The sequence below is a fragment of the Caballeronia sp. INML2 genome (assembly GCF_023631365.1).
Taxonomy (GTDB): Bacteria; Pseudomonadota; Gammaproteobacteria; order Burkholderiales; family Burkholderiaceae; genus Caballeronia; species Caballeronia turbans.
This window is the reverse complement of record NZ_JALQDH010000016.1, coordinates 1-15,424: the sequence shown is the minus strand read 5'-3', so window position 1 is coordinate 15,424 and position 15,424 is coordinate 1. Positions and strand designations below refer to the sequence as shown.

Here is a 15,424-nt window from a genome sequence, read left to right as displayed (position 1 = left end):
AAGCCCGAGTGCATGACAGGCGCTCGGGGCGGATCACCCGCAGTGAGGAAAGCTTCGGATCAGATGAAAAAAGGTTTTTACACCATCATGGCCGCGCAGTTTTTCTCTTCGCTGGCCGATAACGCACTACTGATCGCTGCCATCGCACTGCTGAAAGACCTTCACGCCCCGAACTGGATGACGCCGCTGCTCAAGCTGTTCTTCGTCCTGTCGTACGTGATTCTCGCGGCTTTCGTCGGCGCTTTCGCGGATTCCAGGCCCAAGGGCCGCGTGATGTTCGTGACCAATTCGATCAAGGTCGTCGGCTGTCTGACGATGCTCCTCGGCGCGCATCCGTTGCTCGCGTACGGCATCGTCGGATTCGGCGCCGCCGCGTATTCACCGGCAAAATACGGCATTCTCACCGAACTGCTCCCAGCCGACCGCCTCGTCGCCGCGAACGGCTGGATCGAAGGCACGACCGTCGGCTCGATCATTCTCGGCACCGTGATGGGCGGCGCGCTCATCAGCCCGCATATCGCAAGTCATCTGCTGTCACTGAATATTCCGCGCATCCACACGCCCGCCGAAGCCGCAATGCTCGTCATTGTGCTGATGTACGCGGTCGCCGCGATGTTCAACCTGCGCATCCCCGACACCGGCGCGCGCTATCCGAAGCAGGAGACGCGGCCGCTCAAGCTCATCACCGATTTCGCCGACTGTTTTCTGGTGCTGTGGCGCGACAAGCTCGGCCAGATCTCGCTCGCCGTCACCACGCTCTTCTGGGGCGCGGGCGCGACGCTGCAGTTCATCGTGCTGAAATGGGCCGAAGTGTCGCTCGGCATGACGCTGTCCCAGGCAGCGATCCTGCAGGCCGTGATCGCCGTCGGCGTCGCGGCGGGCGCGGTGCTCGCGGCCGCGCGTGTGCCGCTCAAGCGCTCGCTCAGCGTGCTGCCGGTCGGCATCGTCATGGGCCTCGCCGTGATGCTGATGGCGTTCTACACACGCCACCTCTTTCCCGCGCACTGGGGCATCTACTTCGGCAAGATGCACTTCCCCGGCTATCTGCTAGTCGCGTATGTGTTCCTGATGATCGTGGGCGGCCTGTCGGGCTTCTTCGTCGTACCGATGAACGCGCTGCTCCAGCATCGCGGCCACGTGCTGCTTTCCGCCGGGCATTCCATCGCCGTGCAGAACTTCAACGAGAATCTATCGGTGCTCGTCATGCTGTGCCTTTACGCGGTGCTCGTGTGGCTCGACATGCCGATCCAGTTCGTCATCGTGCTGTTCGGCTCGTTCGTCTGCCTGATGATGTACTTCGTGATGCGGCGGCATCAGGCCAATCAGCGCGCGTTCGATTCGGTCGCGCTGATCGGTGAAGCGCGGCACTGACGCGTCGCGCGCCTTCGTCTTCGTCTTCGTCCTCGTCTTCGACAGACTCTCATCATGCTCGCCGCCGATCTCTTCTCGTTCGTCAACCGCGTGCGCGAACGCGCGCCGCTCGTGCACTGCCTGACGAATCTCGTCGTCACCAATTTCACCGCGAACGTGCTGCTCGCGATCGGCGCCGCGCCGGCGATGGTTGTCGCGCGCGAGGAAGTCGGCGAGTTCGCGCCGCTCGCCAACGCGCTGTCGGTCAATCTCGGCACGCTCGACGTGCCGCAGAGCCGCGCGATCCGCGCCGCCGTCGATGCCGCCAACGGCGCGGGCAAGCCGTGGGTGCTCGACCCGGTCGCGGTCGGCCCGCTTTCGTTTCGCACCGAGTTCGCGCTCGATCTGCTCGATTCGAAGCCCGCGGTGATTCGCGGCAATGCGTCGGAGATCATCAGCCTGTCGGGGGGCGCGGCGAGCGGTCGCGGTGTCGACAGCACCGCCGCCACCGATGCCGCGCTCGATGCCGCGCAAGTCCTGGCACTGAAGACGCAGGCCGTCGTTGCGGTGACGGGCGAGACCGATTACGTGACCGATGGCCGTCGCGTGATCGCGCTGTCGAACGGCTCCCCGTTGATGACGCGCGTGACGGGCGTCGGCTGCGCCCTCTCCGCGACGGTTGCGGCGTTCGTCGGCACGGCGTCGGATCGCGACGAGTTCTGGGCCGCGACGCTCGCCGCGATCGCGTATTCGACTATCGCGGGCGAACTCGCCGCGCGCGACGCCGCCCTGCCCGGCAGCTTTGCCGTCGCGTATCTGGACCGGCTCGGCTCGCTCGACGCCGCAGCGTTCGACAAGACGCTCGTGCAGCGCGACATCGTGTCGGGCTGATCATGCGCGCTTCGTTCGACCTCTCGCTCTATCTCGTGCTCGATCCCGTGCAGTGCGGCGGCCACGATGCCGCGATCGCCGTTGCGCGCGCCGCGCTCGAGGGCGGCGCGACCATCGTGCAACTTCGCGCGCCCGAATGGCACAAGCGCGCATGGCTCGAGCTCGCGCGCGCGTTGCTGCCGCTCACGCGCGCGCACGGCGTGCCGTTCGTCATCAACGATCATGTCGATGTCGCGCTGGCCGTCGGCGCCGATGGGGTGCATCTCGGGCAACGCGATCTTCCCGCCGATGCCGCGCGGCGGTTGCTCGGGCCAGATGCGCTGATCGGATTGTCGGTGTCGAATCTCGATGAAACCGCGGACGCGGAAAAGCTCGCGGGCGTCATCGACTATCTCGGCGCGGGCCCGGTGTACGCAACGCCGACGAAAACCGACGCCTCCATGCCCTGCGGCATCGACGGCCTCGCTGATATCTGCGCGGCCGCGCGCCTGCCGACCGTGGCGATCGGCGGCATCCAGGCGCATAACGCCGCCGACGTGATGCGCGCAAAACCCGCCGGTCTCGCCGTGGTCTCCGCAATCTGCAAGGCCGCCGACCCGCGCAAAGCAGCCGCGGCATTGCGCGCGACCATCGTGCGCGCCCGAACCTGATCCCGATATGTCCGCAACGAACCCTATTCCCAACGTGCTCACGATCGCCGGCTCCGACTCGGGCGGCGGCGCGGGCATCCAGGCCGATCTGAAGGCCTTCTCCGCGCTCGGTGCGTACGGCGCGAGCGTCGTCACGGCGCTCACCGCGCAGAACACGCGCGGCGTCACGGCGGTTCATGCGCCGGAACCGGCCTTCATCACCGCGCAGCTCGACGCCGTGTTCGACGACATCCGCATCGATGCCGTGAAGATCGGCATGCTGGCGAACGCGGGCATCGTGCGCGCGGTCGCCGATGCGCTGAAGCGTCATCGGCCGACGCATGTGGTGCTCGACACCGTCATGATCTCGAAGAGCAATCACGCGCTGCTCGCGCCGGACGCGGTCGCGGCGCTGCGCGACGAACTGCTGCCGCTCGCGACGCTCGTCACGCCGAATCTGCCCGAAGCGGCGGCGCTGCTCGGCACCGAAAGCGCCGTCGATGAAGACGCAATGGTCCGTCAGGGCGAAGCTTTGCGCACGCTCGGCGCGCAGGCCGTGCTGATGAAAGGCGGCCATCTCGCATCATCCGATAGCCCCGACTGGCTCATCGAGGCGAGCGGGTCGCTGCGGCTCGGCGGCGCGCGCGTGCCGCTCAAGAATACGCACGGCACGGGCTGCACGCTGTCGTCGGCGATCGCGGCGCTGATCCCGCAAACCGATGATCTCGCGAGCGCGACGGCCGAAGCGAAGCGCTATCTGACCGGCGCGATCGAGGCGAGCGTGCGGCTCGACGTCGGTCATGGCGTCGGGCCGGTGCATCACTTCTATCGCTGGTGGTGATCGGCGCGGTTGGTCACGGCGCCGACCCGGCGAATGCGCGCGCACGCTCAGGCCAGTCGTCCGGCACGATGAAACCGCGCGATTCCTCGACCCATTTCCCGGCGGCGTCACGCGCATAAGCGGCGATCATCGTCGGCGCGACGGTCGTTTCCAGACGCGTGCGGATCGCATCCGATTCCGCGATCAGTGTCGCGGCGGCAGCCGCGTCGAGCCGCGACGCGAGCCACGCCATGCGCGGCTGCACGACCCACGCGCGTTCATCGTCGGATACGTTCGCCCGCGCCTCGCGCCATTCCGACGCCGTCAGCCACCATCCGCGCAAATGACTTGCGCCGATCTCGGGCGCGGGCTTGATGTGCTCGTCTTCGCGGCCGTGATAGAAGAGCCGCCCCTTGATGAATAACTGCGCGCGCCACGGCCCTCCGAAGCCGAGCGCGGCGAACTCCGCGCGCGAGGTCAGGGCGAGCTGATGCGTGACGAGCCGCGCGTACTTCAGGTCGAAGCGATCCTGGAGATTCGGTCCGACGTAGTCGGCCAGGCGCACCGGGCACGCTGCATCGGCATCGCCGATATGCAGGTAGAACTTCACCGCCAGTTCCCAGTGCAGCCGCGCGCCGTGCGTCGATTCGAGCAGAAAATCGCATTCGCCGATGGTGCGCCGCTGTCGCCGCAACGGCACGTTCGCCGCGACGAGGCGCGCAGCGGGCCCGTGCGAGAGGAAGAAGCGGATGAGGCTCTCGGCATAGATGCCGAGGCGCGTGAACTTGGGATCGTGCGCGTGATCGTGGAGCGATTGTGGCGCGGCATCGAGCGTCCCGAGCCAGGCGAGCGTCGCGTCACGCTCTTGCGCCGAGGCGAACGGATGCGCCAGCGTAGCTTCACCCTCGCGCAGCAGATCAGGAGCGAAAAGCAGCCAGGCGAGATCGCGGACCGTGACGTCGTCGAAACAATCGACGAGTCGCGTGAGCTCACTCGCCTGCGTGGTCATCAGATGCCGCCCTTCTCCGCTCCCTGCTCCACGCCGAGCGCGGCGAGCGCCTCGCGATACGTGTTGCGCGCGAGACAGAGATCGGCCCACGCCTTTGCCTTGTCCTGGAGGCTGCGCAACAGATACGCCGGGTGATACGTGACGATGACCGGCACGCCGCGATATTCGTGCACGCGACCGCGCATCGACGCGATGCTCGCCTCGTTCTTCAGGAGACTTTGCGCGGCAAAGCGCCCCATCGCGACGATGACCTTCGGCTTCACGAGCTCGACTTGCCGTTGCAGATAAGGCTCGCAGCGCGCGACTTCATCGAGCTCGGGATTGCGGTTGCCCGGCGGGCGGCACTTGATCACGTTGGCGATATAGACGTTCGACTGACGCGACAACGTGAGCGCGCGCAGCATGTTATCCAGCAGCTTGCCTGCCTGGCCGACGAACGGCTCGCCCTGCTTGTCCTCGTTCTCGCCCGGCGCCTCGCCGATCAGCATCCAGTCCGCTTCGCGATCGCCGACACCGAAAACCGTGTTCGTGCGGCGCTCGCACAAGCGGCAGCGCTCGCAGTTCGCGACACGCTCGGCGAGCGCATCCCAGTCGAGCGTATGGACGTCGCTCGGCGCTTCGACGACGGCGGCTTCGGCGTGGGCGGGCGCGTCGTCGGTCCAGGGAAGATCGTCGTAGGCATCGACGGGCGGCACGTCGGATTCCGGCTGCAGGGCGGAAGGCGGCGCGGCAGGCTGCGGCGCTTGCCGCATCCCGACGGGCGCGGGCGCTTCCGAAACCAGCGCGGCGGACTCGGCGGGCGGACGTTCGTCCTCGACCGGCGCCACGGACGCGACACCTCGCCGGACCCAGACCGGTCCGATTCCCAGTTCTTCAATCAGCGAATCATCGAGCGCCATGCGCACTCTCCTTCGTGAACGACAGACGCATGACGATTGCGTCCTCGCGCGAGCGATGCCGCGCGGGGTAATAGTTCTTGCGACGACCGATGGCCGTGAAGCCGAAGCGCTCGTAAAGCTGGATCGCGCGCGGATTGGACGGCCGCACTTCGAGCAGCACGCCTTCGAGCTTCTCCGTGCGGGTGATGCGCACCGCTTCGCGAAGCAGCGTGAGGCCCGCGCCCGCGCGCTGCGCCGACGGCGCGACGCACAGGTTGAGCAGATGCATCTCGTCGACGACGGGCATCAGCACGCAATAGCCGATCAACGTGCCGGTCACATGACGCAGGCACACGCCGTAATAGCCGTTGCGCAGCGAATCCTGGAAATTGCCGCGGCTCCAGGGAAACTCGTAGGCGAGCTTTTCGACCGCGGCGACTTCGTCGAGGTCGGCTTCGGTCATCGGCGTGAGATACCGATCCGCGAGCAACACCCCGCTCACCGAAGCGCCTCCTCGCGAGCGCGAATGCGCTCCGCCGTGGTCTGGGCGACCTTGTCCCGCACGTATTCCGGCGCGGCGTGCTCGGGCGCGACCGTACGACCCGCCCGAAATTCGCGCAAGCCGATGAGCGCGACCGGCAACGCGTGCGGCAACGCTTCACCATCGACACGGGCGGCGGCGGCCACCGCCGGCAGGCGCTCGCCGAACGCGGCCGCTGCATTGCCGGCGAGTGCGAACGGCACGCCGGGCAGCGGCAGCGCGCCGGGCGCATCGAGCGCGGCGGCGTGCAGCGTGCGCCATTCGCCGGCGACTGCATCGAATTCGAAGTCGGCCCAGTACACCTCGTCCATACGGGCATCGAGCGCCGCGATCACGCGCGGTGGGATCGACGGATCGTTCAGCCGCGCGGCTTCCGCGCATGCGAGCAGCGTGCTCACCGGGACGACCGGCACGTTCAGGCCGAACGCCAGCCCTTGCGCGACGCCCGTCGCGGTGCGCAGACCGGTGAACGAGCCGGGCCCTGCGCCGAATGCGATCGCGGCGCAATCGGCGAGCGCGAGACCGGCATCGTCGAAAAGCTCGCGCACGGCCGGCAACAGGCGCGTGCTCGAGACGGCGCCTGTCGCCTCGTGGCGCAGCCAGACGCGCGTGTCGCCGTTGACGTACTGAGGCGCGGCGGCGGATTGAACGGAGGCAGAAGCGGTATCGGCGAGCAGGAGCGCGACGGAGCAAAACTCTGTCGACGTGTCGAGGGCGAGCAAAACGGTGCGTGTCATAGCCGGTATTGTAATGCGGGACATGCGCAGCATCGGCGGGATCGCCAGAGGCGCCGCGATCCGAATCGCGTCTGGAAGACGTCCTCGGTTGGAGGAAAGCCTCGACCTGTCTCGCGCGCCCCGCTTGCTAAGATCGCTGGACCTATCCCGATAAGAACGGAGAACGCATGACCGACATCGACCAACAATTCAGTCAGGCCCAGGCCGACGTGGCCCAACTGCCCGAACGACCCGGAAATCTGACGCTGTTGCGTCTTTACGCGTTGTTCAAGCAGGCGAGCATCGGCGATGTGCAAGGTAAGAAGCCGGGTTTCACGGACATCGCCGGGAAATACAAATATGAGGCGTGGGCCGCGCTCGAAGGCACGCCCGCCGACGAAGCGAAAACGCGCTATGTGGAACTCGTCGCGTCGCTCAAGCGCGGCGAAGCGGCCTGACGCGACTGCGAATCCCACCTGCGCCGTCGATGCCCGACGATGGCGCGGTCATGCGCCAATATGTGGCGCAGTGCAGCAAAGTCGGATATACTAGCGGTTAGCGCTCGACTGCGGGTTGCCTGCTTTTCGGCAAAGCCTCGCGCAGCAAGGCGCTTCGTAGCGTTTCGCCCCAATCCAGTTTAGAAACTGTCCCCTCCCTGCTAGGCCGTTGCGCGGTCGTATTGCGCGCAGTATGTTTCGCGGCCCGTCATGCATCAGGCTGACGTCAGCGCCCGTCGTTCTCAGTTGAACGATCGAGCCTGCCGTATCCGATACAGCTTCTAACAAAACATGCTCGCCGCACGTTCGCGCGAGTAGCCCCCGTTTTTCGATTTGCTCGCTGTTTCTTCGCTCGCTGAATCCAACGACTTGGGTATGCCGATTGGCGCCGACGCCTTATTCCTCGTTTCAAGGATCGACATGACTTCGAGCTTCACCGCTAGCCCGTTGGACAATCTCGCAGCAAACATTGGCATCACCCCCACGGCCGATACTCCGGTCATCGACGCACCCGTCGAAAAACCCGCCGGCCCCACTTTCGAATCGCTCGGCCTGTGCGCCGACATCGTGTCCGCACTGACCGCCGCAGGCTATCAGAACCCGACGCCCGTGCAGCAGCGCGCGATTCCCGCCGCGCTCGCCGGTCGCGACCTGCTCGTCTCGAGCCCGACCGGTTCGGGCAAGACGGCGGCGTTCATGCTGCCGGCCATCGAAAAATTCTCGCAACTGCAAAAGCAGGAAGCGCAGCAACCGCGCGAGCCGCGGGACCCGAACGCCCGCAGCCGCCGTCCGCAGCCGGTCGCGCGCCCGCGCCTGCTCGTGCTCACGCCGACACGCGAACTCGCGATGCAGGTTTCCACCGCCGCGACCACGTACGGCAAGCACCTGCGCCGTCTGCGCACCGTCAGCATTCTCGGCGGTGTTGCCTATGGCCAGCAGTTGATGCTGCTTGCAAAGAATCCCGAGATTCTCGTCGCGACGCCGGGACGCCTGATCGATCACCTGGAACGCGGCCGCATCGATCTGTCGAGCCTCAACATGCTCGTGCTCGACGAAGCCGACCGCATGCTCGACATGGGCTTCATCGAAGATATCGAGCGCATCGTCGATGCTACGCCGGCCTCGCGCCAGACGCTGCTCTTCTCCGCGACCATCGACAACAAGATCACGTCGCTGACCGGGCGTCTGCTGAAGGATCCCGAGCGCATCGAGATCGTGCAGAAGCTCGAAGCGAACGGCAATATCGCGCAAGCCGTGCATTACGTCGATGACCGCGATCACAAGGATCGTCTGCTCGATCATCTGTTGCGCGACTCCGGGCTCGATCAGGCGATCGTGTTCACGGCGACGAAGAGCGACGCCGATCTCATCGCCACTCGTCTCGCCGATGCGGGCTTCGAGTCCGCCGCGCTGCACGGCGACCTGCCGCAAGGCGCGCGCAATCGCACGATTCGCGCACTGCGCGAGCGCCGTGTGCGCGTGCTGGTCGCAACCGACGTCGCCGCGCGCGGCATCGACATTCCGGGCATCACGCACGTCTTCAACTACGACCTGCCGAAGTTCGCGGAAGACTATGTGCACCGAATCGGCCGTACCGGTCGTGCCGGCCGTAGCGGCACGGCGGTGAGCCTCGTGCATTACGCCGAGATGGGTGCGCTCAAGCGCATCGAGCGTTTCGTGCGCACGCCGCTGCCGGTGAATGTCGTTGCGGGCTTCGAGCCGCGCAAGGCGCCGCCGAAAGGCGGTTTCGGTGGCGGTCGTGGCCGACCGGCCGGCAACGGCGGCGGTCGTCGTTTCGGCGGTAGCGGCGGTGGCAGCAGCAGCGGCCGCGGCTACGGCGCGAGCAACGCCAGCGGCTACGGCAACAAGTCGAACGCAGGTTCGCGCGACGGCGGCGGCTATCGCAGCGGCAACAGCGATGGCGGCTATCGCGGCGGCAATCGTGGCGAAGGCGGCTTCGGCTCGCGCGACGGCTACAGCGCACGCCGCAACGACGGCCCGCGCGCACCGCGCCGCGGCAGCTAAGCGGCTTTAAGGAGGCGGATCAGAACGCCGCTTTCCGAGTCGAAAAAAGAACCGATGCCCAGCGCATCGGTTTTTTTTCGCCCCTTGGCCATATTCCACGATGTGCAATGGTCTTTTGCGTCGCAAAAGATGTGCTGCGCGGCACAAATCTGCTCGTTGCAAGATAGAAAAAGACATTCCGCGATACGATATGCAAGCCGTATCTCATTGAATATTAAGCTTAAAAATTATCTGAAAATCTCCTCCCGGGGGTGTTTCGCAGAGTGTCATTTGCCTAGACTCTTATATAAGAGTTGAGCAAACGCAGGCTGCCAGATCAGGCGCATCGGAGCTCAAGTCGTTCAGGAACACCGGTTCAAGATTCGTCGTTCAGTCCAATCTCAAGGAGAAACGCTATGACCTCACGCCAACAACAAGCTCAGCAACTCCAGCAGCAATGGGAAAGCGATCCGCGCTGGAAAGGCATCAAGCGCGGCTACTCGGCGGATGACGTCGTGCGTCTGCGCGGCTCGGTGCAGCCGGAGCACACGCTCGCACGCCGTGGCGCCGAGCGGCTGTGGGCGTCGATTCACGAGGAGCCGTTCGTCAACGCGCTCGGCGCATTGACCGGCAACCAGGCGATGCAGCAGGTCAAGGCCGGCCTCAAGGCGATCTATCTGTCGGGCTGGCAGGTGGCCGGCGACGCCAACGTCGCGGGCGAAATGTATCCGGACCAGTCGCTGTATCCGGCGAATTCGGTGCCGCTCGTCGTGAAGCGGATCAACAACACGCTCACGCGCGCCGATCAGATCCAATGGTCGGAAGGCAAGAATCCGGGCGATGAAGGCTATATCGACTACTTCGCGCCCATCGTGGCCGATGCTGAAGCGGGCTTCGGCGGCGTGCTCAACGCGTTCGAACTGATGAAGGCGATGATCGAGGCCGGCGCCGCGGGCGTACACTTCGAGGATCAACTGGCGTCGGTCAAGAAGTGCGGCCATATGGGCGGGAAGGTCCTTGTTCCGACGCGCGAGAACGTCGCGAAGCTGTCGGCCGCGCGGCTGGCTGCGGACGTGTGCGGCGTGCCCACGCTGCTCATCGCGCGCACCGATGCCGAAGCCGCCGATCTCGTCACGTCCGACATCGACGAGAACGACAAGCCGTTCCTGACCGGCGAGCGCACCGTGGAAGGCTTCTTCCGCACGAAGCCGGGCCTCGACCAGGCAGTCTCGCGCGGCCTCGCCTACGCGCCTTACGCGGATCTCGTGTGGTGCGAAACCGGCAAGCCGGATCTCGAATACGCGAAGAAGTTCGCCGAGGCAATCCACAAGCAGTTCCCGGACAAGATGCTGTCGTACAACTGCTCGCCGTCGTTCAACTGGAAGAAAAATCTGGACGACGCGACCATTGCCAAGTTCCAGCGCGAGCTCGGCGCGATGGGCTACAAGTTCCAGTTCATCACGCTCGCGGGCTTCCATGCGCTGAACTACTCGATGTTCAACCTCGCGCACGGTTACGCCCGTTCGCAGATGAGCGCGTTCGTCGAGTTGCAGCAGGCCGAATTCGCCGCCGCCGACAAGGGCTTCACGGCGGTGAAGCATCAGCGCGAAGTGGGCACGGGCTACTTCGACGCCGTGACGCAGACGGTCGAGAAGGAGTCGTCGACGACCGCGCTGCACGGCTCGACCGAAGACGAGCAGTTCTTCGACAAGAAGGTTGCGTGATACCGCGTCAGGCAGGGTGAATCAGGGAGAGCGTTGAAAAGAAGCAGCGGCCGTGGCGCACGCAGTATCGCGCGACGGCCGCCGCTCAAACGAAAGCGCACCGGGTGCGCTTCCGTTTGAGGCATCAGCGGTACACGATGACCGGAATCTTCGTATGCGTCAGCACGCGCTGCGTTTCGCTGCCGATAAGCAAGCTTCCCAGTCCACGGCGTCCGTGCGATGCCATCAGAATCACGTCGCAGCCATTTTGCTCCGCCGCCTCGATGATGCCGATATACGGCGCGGCATCGATGCTCGTCACGCTCGTGCAGGGCACGCCGGCGCTCTCGGCGGCACGCTCGACGGCGCGCAGATGCTCGCGCGCTTCGTTCTCGGCGCGGGCATGGAAGTCGTCAGGCGGCTCGACGGCGACATCGGCGAAAGGCGAATACGGATATTGAGGCAGGCACGCGTAAGCGGTGATGCGCGCGCCAACGGATTGCGCGAGATCGATCGCGCCGTCGATGGCCTTCTGCGATAGCTCGGAGCCGTCGGTCGGCACGAGGATGTGTTTGAACATGGCGTCCTCCGCGTCACGTGTAAGTGCGTGGTTCTATTGTAGTAACCGGGACGGACGCGGAGAAAGTTTCGATGCATGTGCGCGGCGACGTGCCGCTTTGAGCGGTCAGTCACACCGCCCGCATAGGAATCCGAAGTTTCTCGCAATCCGCAGATTCACCGCCAATACCCCGTCGCGTTATACGTATGCTTGAGCAAATCGAGAAACAACCGCACGCGCAACGGCAAATGCCTTCTCTGCGGAAACACCGCATGAATGCCGATCGGCGGCGCGGCGAACGCATCGAGCACGCTCACGAGACGCCCCGCGCCGATGTCCTCCCCTACTTCCCACCACGAGCGCCACGCGAGTCCGCGGCCTTCGAGACACCATTCATGCAGCACCGCGCCGTCCGAGCACTCCATCGTGCCGGACACCTTGATCGTCACGACCTTGCCATCCTGCTCGAACACCCAGCCACGTTGCTGATTCGCCGATGCACCGAGCGCAAGGCAATTGTGATGGGCAAGCGCGGCAAGATCGGCGGGCTCGCCGCGCTTCGCGAGATAGTCCGGCGACGCGACACACACGCGCCGGTTCTCCCCGAGTTTCAGAGACACGAGCGACGAATCCGGCAGTTCGCCCAGGCGCACCGCGCAATCGAAGCCTTCGTTCACGAGATCGACCATGCGGTCGGTCAGATCGAGGCTGACGGACACATCCGGATGCAGCGTCGTGAACTTCGGCACGAGCGACGCCACGTGACGCCGTCCGAAGCCCGCCGGCGCGGACACGCGCAAATGCCCGCTCGCCTTCACGCCGCCCGCCGACACGCTCGCCTCCGCGTTCTGCATGTCATTGATGATGCGCTGGCAGTCCTCGAGAAAAGCGGAGCCTTCGAAGGTGAGCGTGATTTTTCGCGTCGTACGCACGAGCAGTTTCACGCCGAGCCGCTCCTCGAGCGCGTCGAGCCTGCGTCCGATGACAGCCGGCGCGATGCCCTCCGCCTGCGCCGCCGCCGACAGGCTGCCCTTCGCCGCGACCGAGGCAAAGGTTTCTATCTGCTTGAATCGATCCATGCGTGTTCGTCGTCAATGTGTGGACGCACGGTCAGATTAGATAAGTAAAAGTAAAAGATCAAGTGATCCTGCGGTGCTTTTTCCATCACTTCGATCACGAATAGAATGACTTCGACCTCTAAACCGGAGCGCATGGCTATGTCGGCCATAACGACACCCGCATCGTCCTTCGAATCCTCCCGGCTTCCCCGAGCAGTCATCTTCGACGCCTACGGCACGCTCTTCGACGTCCATTCCGTCGTCGCGGCCGCCGAGCAGCTTTTTCCCGGCCACGGCGAGGCGCTTTCGAAGCTCTGGCGTCGCAAGCAGATCGAATACACGCAACTGCGCACGCTCGCCGATCCGTCCGGAGCGCACTACGAGCCGTTCTGGACGATCACGGTCGATGCGCTGCGCCACGCGGCCGCGCGCCTGAAGCTCGCCGACGCGCTGACGAGCGCCGCCGAGAAGCGGCTGATGGACGAATACGCGTGCCTCTCCGCGTTTCCCGACACCGTGCCCGCGCTCAGATCGTTGCGCGACGGCCTCGCCATGCCCCTCGCGATTCTCTCGAACGGCAATCCGCCGATGCTCGACGTCGCCGTGAAAAGCGCCGGCATGAGCGGGCTTTTCGATCACGTGCTGTCCGCCGATTCCGCGCGCGCCTACAAGCCCGCCGCCGCTGCGTACGCGCTCGGGACGCGCGCGTTCGGCGCCGCCGCGCGCGACATCGTGTTCGTGTCGAGCAACGGCTGGAATGTCGCCGGCGCGACATGGTTCGGCTACACGACGTTCTGGATCAACCGCGCCGCGCTGCCGTTCGAGGAACTCGGTGTCGCGCCGCACGGCAGCGGCCGCGGCATGGCCGAACTCATCGCTTTCATCGAAGGCGGCGCGGCGCGCGCGGCAAGCGCGTCGCGCGGCCGCAAGACAGGCAGCGCGCGCAGGCCGCCCGGCATCGATCCGCCGGCTGCCCTCTGATCGCTTCAAGCACAACCACTCGCAAAACCGTCTGACCGACCAAGGAGAAAACCATGACGCATCCATCGAACCCGCTTTCGCTTCCGAAAGGCATGGCAATCTCAGCCGACATCAAGCCCGGCTACGAGACCATCCTGACGCCCGAGGCGCTCGCGTTCGTCGCCGCGCTGCATCGTCAGTTCGAGCCGCGCCGTCAGCAATTGCTCGCAGCGCGCGTCGAGCGCACCAGGCGTCTCGATGCGGGCGAGCGCCCCGGCTTCCTCGAAGCAACGAAATCGATCCGCGAAGGGGACTGGAAAGTCGCGCCGCTGCCGAAGGACCTGCAACGCCGGCGCGTCGAAATCACCGGCCCGGTGGAGCGCAAGATGATCATCAACGCGCTCAACTCCGGCGCGGATTCGTACATGACGGACTTCGAGGATTCGAACGCGCCGAGCTGGGACAACCAGATCGTCGGCCAGATCAACCTGAAGGAAGCGGTGCGCCGCACGATCTCGCTGGAGCAGAACGGCAAGTCGTACAAGCTCAATGACACGATCGCGACCCTGATCGTGCGCCCGCGCGGCTGGCATCTGGATGAAAAGCACGTGACCGTCGATGGTGAGCGCGTCTCGGGCGGCATCTTCGATTTCGCGCTCTTTCTCTTTCACAACGCGAAGGAACTGATCGCGCGCGGCAGCGGCCCCTACTTCTATCTGCCGAAGATGGAAAGCCATCTCGAAGCGCGCCTGTGGAACGACATCTTCATCGCGGCGCAGGAAGGCGTCGGCATTGCGCGCGGCACGATCCGCGCGACGGTACTCGTCGAAACCATTCTCGCCGCCTTCGAGATGGACGAGATCCTGTACGAACTGCGCGAGCATAGCGCCGGACTGAATGCGGGCCGCTGGGATTACATCTTCTCGGCGATCAAGAAGTTCAAAAACGACACGGACTTCTGCCTTGCCGACCGCGCGAAGATCACGATGACCTCGCCTTTCATGCGCGCTTACGCGCTCGAGCTGCTGAAGACCTGCCACAAGCGCAATGCGCCGGCGATCGGCGGCATGTCCGCGCTGATTCCGATCAAGAACGATCCGGCCGCGAATGACAAGGCGATGGGCGGCGTGCGCTCCGACAAGGCGCGCGACGCGACCGACGGCTACGACGGCGGGTGGGTCGCGCATCCGGGACTAGTGCCGGTGGCGATGGAAGAGTTCGTGAAGGTGCTCGGCGACAAGCCGAATCAGATCGAGAAGCAGCGCACCGACGTGCAGGTCACGGCGCGCGATCTGCTCGACTTCCGTCCGGAAGAGCCGATCACCGAAGCGGGCCTGCGCAACAACGTGAACGTCGGCATCCACTATCTCGGTTCGTGGCTCGCGGGAAATGGCTGCGTGCCGATCCACAACCTGATGGAAGACGCCGCGACCGCGGAAATTTCGCGCTCGCAAGTGTGGCAATGGATCCGCTCGCCGAAGGGCAAGCTCGACGACGGCCGCAAGGTCACGGCTGCGATGGTGCGCGAGATCACCATCGACGAACTGGAGAAGGTGAAGCAGGCCGTCGGCGCGTCGGGCGCCGACACGAAGCCGTACGAGCGCGCCGCGAAGATCTTCGAGGACATGTCGACGTCGGCGCAGTTCACCGAGTTTCTGACGCTGCCGCTGTACGAGGAAATCTGAGCGTCACGAGCGTTCCGGCACATGGCGAAAAAACGGCCTCAGGGCCGTAATGCCGTTCAGTTAAGGTCTTTTCTTAGATAACGAACGGTGTACCGTTTAGGGCGGGATTTGACGACCCGGTCGC

The 15,424-nt window shown here is 65.1% G+C and carries 15 protein-coding genes; 9 read left to right on the top strand and 6 right to left on the bottom strand.

Going from position 1 to position 15,424, the window contains the following annotated elements:
* Positions 1–63 precede the first annotated feature (63 nt).
* Genes lplT through thiD form a run of 4 tightly spaced genes read left to right on the top strand, consistent with a single transcriptional unit; the run spans position 64 to position 3,711 of the window.
* On the top strand, positions 64–1,371 hold the full coding sequence (lplT, locus tag NCT32_RS05900; protein ID WP_250490001.1) for a lysophospholipid transporter LplT: 1,308 nt from the start codon (positions 64–66) through the stop codon (positions 1,369–1,371).
* A gap of 54 nt (positions 1,372–1,425) precedes the next feature.
* Positions 1,426–2,241: a hydroxyethylthiazole kinase gene (thiM, locus tag NCT32_RS05895; RefSeq protein WP_061117589.1), complete on the top strand. Its 816-nt coding sequence runs from the start codon at positions 1,426–1,428 to the stop codon at positions 2,239–2,241.
* 2 nt (positions 2,242–2,243) lie between these two features.
* Entirely contained in the window at positions 2,244–2,891 is a 648-nt protein-coding gene (thiE, locus tag NCT32_RS05890) for a thiamine phosphate synthase (RefSeq protein ID WP_061117590.1), read from the top strand.
* A 7-nt stretch (positions 2,892–2,898) separates the two neighbouring features.
* Positions 2,899–3,711 carry a bifunctional hydroxymethylpyrimidine kinase/phosphomethylpyrimidine kinase gene (gene thiD, locus NCT32_RS05885; protein ID WP_061117591.1) on the top strand — a complete coding sequence of 271 codons (813 nt, stop codon included), beginning with the start codon at positions 2,899–2,901 and terminating at the stop codon, positions 3,709–3,711.
* A gap of 13 nt (positions 3,712–3,724) precedes the next feature.
* Here the strand turns inward: thiD and NCT32_RS05880 are convergent, their stop codons facing one another.
* Genes NCT32_RS05880 through tsaB form a run of 4 tightly spaced genes read right to left on the bottom strand, consistent with a single transcriptional unit; the run spans position 3,725 to position 6,855 of the window.
* Positions 3,725–4,699: a DUF1853 family protein gene (locus NCT32_RS05880; RefSeq protein ID WP_061117592.1), complete on the bottom strand. Its 975-nt coding sequence runs from the start codon at positions 4,697–4,699 to the stop codon at positions 3,725–3,727.
* A complete protein-coding gene (locus tag NCT32_RS05875) occupies positions 4,699–5,598 on the bottom strand; it encodes a uracil-DNA glycosylase family protein (RefSeq protein ID WP_061117593.1) in 900 nt (299 codons plus the stop codon). Before NCT32_RS05875 ends, NCT32_RS05880 begins: the two co-directional genes overlap by 1 nt.
* On the bottom strand, positions 5,585–6,079 hold the full coding sequence (rimI, locus tag NCT32_RS05870; RefSeq protein ID WP_061117594.1) for a ribosomal protein S18-alanine N-acetyltransferase: 495 nt from the start codon (positions 6,077–6,079) through the stop codon (positions 5,585–5,587). Before rimI ends, NCT32_RS05875 begins: the two co-directional genes overlap by 14 nt.
* Positions 6,076–6,855, bottom strand: coding sequence for a tRNA (adenosine(37)-N6)-threonylcarbamoyltransferase complex dimerization subunit type 1 TsaB (tsaB, locus tag NCT32_RS05865; RefSeq protein WP_061117595.1), 780 nt, complete (start codon positions 6,853–6,855; stop codon positions 6,076–6,078). The genes rimI and tsaB overlap by 4 nt, the downstream gene beginning before the upstream one ends.
* A 167-nt stretch (positions 6,856–7,022) precedes the next feature.
* Here tsaB and NCT32_RS05860 point away from each other — a divergent pair, with 167 nt between their 5' ends.
* The 3 genes from NCT32_RS05860 (at position 7,023) to aceA (ending at position 11,059) form a co-directional block, all read left to right on the top strand.
* Positions 7,023–7,292 carry an acyl-CoA-binding protein gene (locus NCT32_RS05860; RefSeq protein WP_061117596.1) on the top strand — a complete coding sequence of 90 codons (270 nt, stop codon included), beginning with the start codon at positions 7,023–7,025 and terminating at the stop codon, positions 7,290–7,292.
* Between the two features lie 459 nt (positions 7,293–7,751).
* A complete protein-coding gene (locus NCT32_RS05855; RefSeq protein ID WP_061117637.1) occupies positions 7,752–9,356 on the top strand; it encodes a DEAD/DEAH box helicase in 1,605 nt (534 codons plus the stop codon).
* Between the two features lie 395 nt (positions 9,357–9,751).
* On the top strand, positions 9,752–11,059 hold the full coding sequence (gene aceA / locus NCT32_RS05850) for an isocitrate lyase (RefSeq protein ID WP_061117597.1): 1,308 nt from the start codon (positions 9,752–9,754) through the stop codon (positions 11,057–11,059).
* A 124-nt stretch (positions 11,060–11,183) separates the two neighbouring features.
* Here the strand turns inward: aceA and NCT32_RS05845 are convergent, their stop codons facing one another.
* Together NCT32_RS05845 and NCT32_RS05840 are read right to left on the bottom strand one after the other, a co-directional pair.
* Positions 11,184–11,618, bottom strand: a complete 435-nt coding sequence (locus tag NCT32_RS05845; protein ID WP_008350148.1) for a universal stress protein — start codon at positions 11,616–11,618, stop codon at positions 11,184–11,186.
* Between the two features lie 155 nt (positions 11,619–11,773).
* On the bottom strand, positions 11,774–12,676 hold the full coding sequence (locus NCT32_RS05840; RefSeq protein WP_061117598.1) for a LysR family transcriptional regulator: 903 nt from the start codon (positions 12,674–12,676) through the stop codon (positions 11,774–11,776).
* A gap of 138 nt (positions 12,677–12,814) precedes the next feature.
* Between NCT32_RS05840 and NCT32_RS05835 the strand changes: the two genes are divergently transcribed.
* The gene (locus tag NCT32_RS05835; protein ID WP_061117599.1) at positions 12,815–13,636 is read left to right on the top strand and encodes a haloacid dehalogenase type II; all 822 of its coding nucleotides are present in this window, start codon (positions 12,815–12,817) and stop codon (positions 13,634–13,636) included.
* 53 nt (positions 13,637–13,689) lie between these two features.
* The gene (aceB, locus tag NCT32_RS05830; RefSeq protein WP_061117600.1) at positions 13,690–15,300 is read left to right on the top strand and encodes a malate synthase A; all 1,611 of its coding nucleotides are present in this window, start codon (positions 13,690–13,692) and stop codon (positions 15,298–15,300) included.
* The last annotated feature ends 124 nt before the right edge of the window (positions 15,301–15,424 follow it).